Genomic DNA, 4,340 nt, shown 5'->3' on the forward strand with positions numbered 1-4,340 from the left:
CGACCGTACATCGAGAACCACATAGTGGACGCTTGCAGCTTATTCAAACTGGTGTGTTATCAAATTATTGGCTTATTAGTACCGGTCAGCTCCGAGGGTCTTTAGTCCCCTCTTCCACATCCGGCCTATCAACGCAGTAGTCTAGCTGCGAGCCTCTCCCCCGAAGGGATGGAAATCTCATCTCGAAGCCGGCTTCCCGCTTAGATGCTTTCAGCGGTTATCCGTTCCGAACGTAGCTAATCAGCGGTGCTCCTGGCGGAACAACTGACACACCAGAGGTTCGTCCATCCCGGTCCTCTCGTACTAGGGATAGATCTTCTCAAATTTCCTGCGCGCGCAGCGGATAGGGACCGAACTGTCTCACGACGTTCTAAACCCAGCTCGCGTACCGCTTTAATGGGCGAACAGCCCAACCCTTGGGACCTACTCCAGCCCCAGGATGCGACGAGCCGACATCGAGGTGCCAAACCATGCCGTCGATATGGACTCTTGGGCAAGATCAGCCTGTTATCCCCGAGGTACCTTTTATCCGTTGAGCGACAGCGCTTCCACAAGCCACTGCCGGATCACTAGTCCCGACTTTCGTCCCTGCTCGACTTGTCAGTCTCACAGTCAAGCTCCCTTGTGCACTTACACTCGACACCTGATTGCCAACCAGGTTGAGGGAACCTTTGGGCGCCTCCGTTACTTTTTAGGAGGCAACCGCCCCAGTTAAACTACCCACCAGGCACTGTCCCTGAACCGGATCACGGTTCGAAGTTAGATATCCAATATGACCAGAGTGGTATTTCAACGATGACTCCACCTGAACTAGCGTCCAAGCTTCACAGTCTCCCACCTATCCTACACAAGCCACACCGAACACCAATACCAAGCTGTAGTAAAGGTCACGGGGTCTTTCCGTCCTGCTGCGCGTAACGAGCATCTTTACTCGTAATGCAATTTCGCCGAGTTCGCGGTTGAGACAGCTGGGAAGTCGTTACGCCATTCGTGCAGGTCGGAACTTACCCGACAAGGAATTTCGCTACCTTAGGATGGTTATAGTTACCACCGCCGTTTACTGGGGCTTAAATTCTCAGCTTCGCCTTGCGGCTAACCGTTCCTCTTAACCTTCCAGCACCGGGCAGGCGTCAGTCCGTATACATCGTCTTGCGACTTGGCACGGACCTGTGTTTTTAGTAAACAGTCGCTTCCCACTGGTCTCTGCGGCCTTCGAACGCTCCAGGAGTAAATCCCTTCACGCCTCAGGCCCCCCTTCTCCCGAAGTTACGGGGGCATTTTGCCGAGTTCCTTAACCACGATTCTCTCGATCTCCTTAGTATTCTCTACCTGATCACCTGAGTCGGTTTGGGGTACGGGTGACTAAAACCTCGCGTCGATGCTTTTCTTGGCAGCATAGGATCACTGATTTCGTCCGTGAGGACTACCCATCGGGTCTCAGCCTTATATGAGAGACGGATTTGCCTATCTCTCGGCCTACATCCTTAGACCGGGACAACCATCGCCCGGCTCAGCTACCTTCCTGCGTCACACCTGTTAATACGCTAACCGCACCAGCATAGGGTCGCACGCTAGGCCCCACGCTTCACCCCGAAGGGATCCATCTAGGGGATTCAGATGCTTAGCATTACTGGATTAGTTTGGGCGGTTTTTCGCCAGTACGGGAATATAAACCCGTTGTCCATCGACTACGCCTGTCGGCCTCGCCTTAGGTCCCGACTTACCCAGGGCGGATTAGCCTGGCCCTGGAAACCTTGATCTTTCGGAGGACGGGTTTCTCACCCGTCTTTCGCTACTCATGCCTGCATTCTCACTCGTGTAGCCTCCACGGCTGGTTTACACCGCCGCTTCGCTGGCCACACGACGCTCTCCTACCCATCAACACGGCTGAACCAACACCACAAGGGTGCGGCTTACCAAAAATATCAATGCCACAACTTCGGTGGCGTGCTTGAGCCCCGTTACATTGTCGGCGCGGAATCACTTGACCAGTGAGCTATTACGCACTCTTTCAAGGGTGGCTGCTTCTAAGCCAACCTCCTGGTTGTCTGTGCAACTCCACATCCTTTCCCACTTAGCACGCGCTTTGGGACCTTAGTTGGTGGTCTGGGTTGTTTCCCTCTCGACGATGAAGCTTATCCCCCACCGTCTCACTGCTGCGCTCTCACTTACCGGCATTCGGAGTTTGGCTGACGTCAGTAAGCTTTTAGGCCCCATCGGCCATCCAGTAGCTCTACCTCCGGCAAGAAACACGCAACGCTGCACCTAAATGCATTTCGGAGAGAACCAGCTATCACGAAGTTTGATTGGCCTTTCACCCCTATCCACAGCTCATCCCCTCCATTTTCAACTGAAGTGGGTTCGGTCCTCCACGACGTCTTACCGTCGCTTCAACCTGGCCATGGATAGATCACTTCGCTTCGGGTCTAGGACATGCGACTGAATCGCCCTATTCAGACTCGCTTTCGCTACGCATTCCCCTCTCGGGTTAAGCTCGCCACATATCACTAACTCGCAGGCTCATTCTTCAAAAGGCACGCTGTCACCAGAACAAAGCTGGCTCCAACGGTTTGTAAGCAAACGGTTTCAGGTACTATTTCACTCCCCTCCCGGGGTACTTTTCACCTTTCCCTCACGGTACTTGTTCACTATCGGTCATGTAGGAGTATTTAGGCTTATCAGGTGGTCCTGACGGATTCACACGGGATTTCTCGGGCCCCGTGCTACTTGGGATACTCTTCGGGCGATTGCTGCATTTCGACTACGGGGTTCGCACCCTCTATGACCAGGCTTTCAATCCTGTTCGTCTATACAACGCTCTAACCCTCACTGTTCGGCAGAAGCAGCAGAAAAGTCCCGCAACCCCGACCATGCAACGCCTGCCGGCTATCACACATGATCGGTTTAGCCTCATCCGGTTTCGCTCGCCACTACTAACGGAATCACTATTGTTTTCTCTTCCTGTGGGTACTGAGATGTTTCACTTCCCCACGTTCCCTCTACCCGCCCTATATATTCAGGCGGGAGTCACCAGGTCACCCAAAGGGCCTGGCGGGGTTTCCCCATTCGGAAATCCTCGGATCACAGTTCGTTTATCAACTCCCCGAGGCTTATCGCAGATTACTACGTCCTTCTTCGGCTCTACATGCCAAGGCATTCACCGTTTGCTCTTAGAAATTTGAAATCACATGAGTTTGAATCGATTAAGAATCGTAAGACTCAAAAGTCTCACGATCAAAATTGACCAATGATCTAATTGCTTAGATCTTTGTAATTTGCTCTCTTACGAGAGTCAAATTTAAGATGCTCGCGTCCACTGTGTAGTTCTCAAAGTACGGGCGGTACCCTCACCTGCCACCGAATGATGGAGACAGGAAAAGGTCCAGAGGAAAGGTTCACCCGCCGGCCGTAGCCAGGAATGTTCCGGTCCCTCAGGACCCAACAGCGTGCATACACGTTTCGTTCAGTGACAAACCATTCCAACTCCAGTGCTGTAAACAGCTCCAAAGCGTACCGGGTTCACCAGTGTCCTCAACGCATCAATGTCAATGTTCCACCCATGAGCGCCACCGGGAAACATGTGTTCCCGTAATGGCTTGACACCTTGATCTCCCTGTATACAGAGGAGAGGTGCTGTGCTCCTTAGAAAGGAGGTGATCCAGCCGCACCTTCCGGTACGGCTACCTTGTTACGACTTAGTCCTAATCACCGATCCCACCTTCGACAGCTCCTCCCCTTGCGGGTTAGGCCACTGGCTTCGGGTGTTACCGACTTTCATGACTTGACGGGCGGTGTGTACAAGGCCCGGGAACGTATTCACCGCAGCGTTGCTGATCTGCGATTACTAGCGACTCCGACTTCATGAGGTCGAGTTGCAGACCTCAATCCGAACTGAGACCGGCTTTTTGGGATTCGCTCCACCTTGCGGTATTGCAGCCCTTTGTACCGGCCATTGTAGCATGCGTGAAGCCCAAGACATAAGGGGCATGATGATTTGACGTCATCCCCACCTTCCTCCGAGTTGACCCCGGCAGTATCCCATGAGTTCCCACCATTACGTGCTGGCAACATAGGACGAGGGTTGCGCTCGTTGCGGGACTTAACCCAACATCTCACGACACGAGCTGACGACAACCATGCACCACCTGTATAGAGACCTTGCGGGGCGACTGTTTCCAGCCGTTTCCTCTATATGTCAAGCCTTGGTAAGGTTCTTCGCGTTGCATCGAATTAATCCGCATGCTCCGCCGCTTGTGCGGGCCCCCGTCAATTCCTTTGAGTTTTAGCCTTGCGGCCGTACTCCCCAGGCGGGGAACTTAATGCGTTAGCTGCGACACGGA

Annotated in this window: 2 rRNA genes; both read right to left on the minus strand. The window is 53.3% G+C overall.

Features of this window, described 5'->3' with window-relative positions:
- Positions 1–55: 55 nt before the first annotated feature.
- A 23S ribosomal RNA gene (locus E3O67_RS10055) occupies positions 56–3,184 on the minus strand.
- A 462-nt stretch (positions 3,185–3,646) separates the two neighbouring features.
- Positions 3,647–4,340 (minus strand): 16S ribosomal RNA (locus E3O67_RS10060); the annotation flags it as partial.

The organism is Cryobacterium sp. TMT3-29-2, from assembly GCF_004564305.1.
Taxonomy (GTDB): domain Bacteria; phylum Actinomycetota; class Actinomycetes; order Actinomycetales; family Microbacteriaceae; genus Cryobacterium; species Cryobacterium sinapicolor.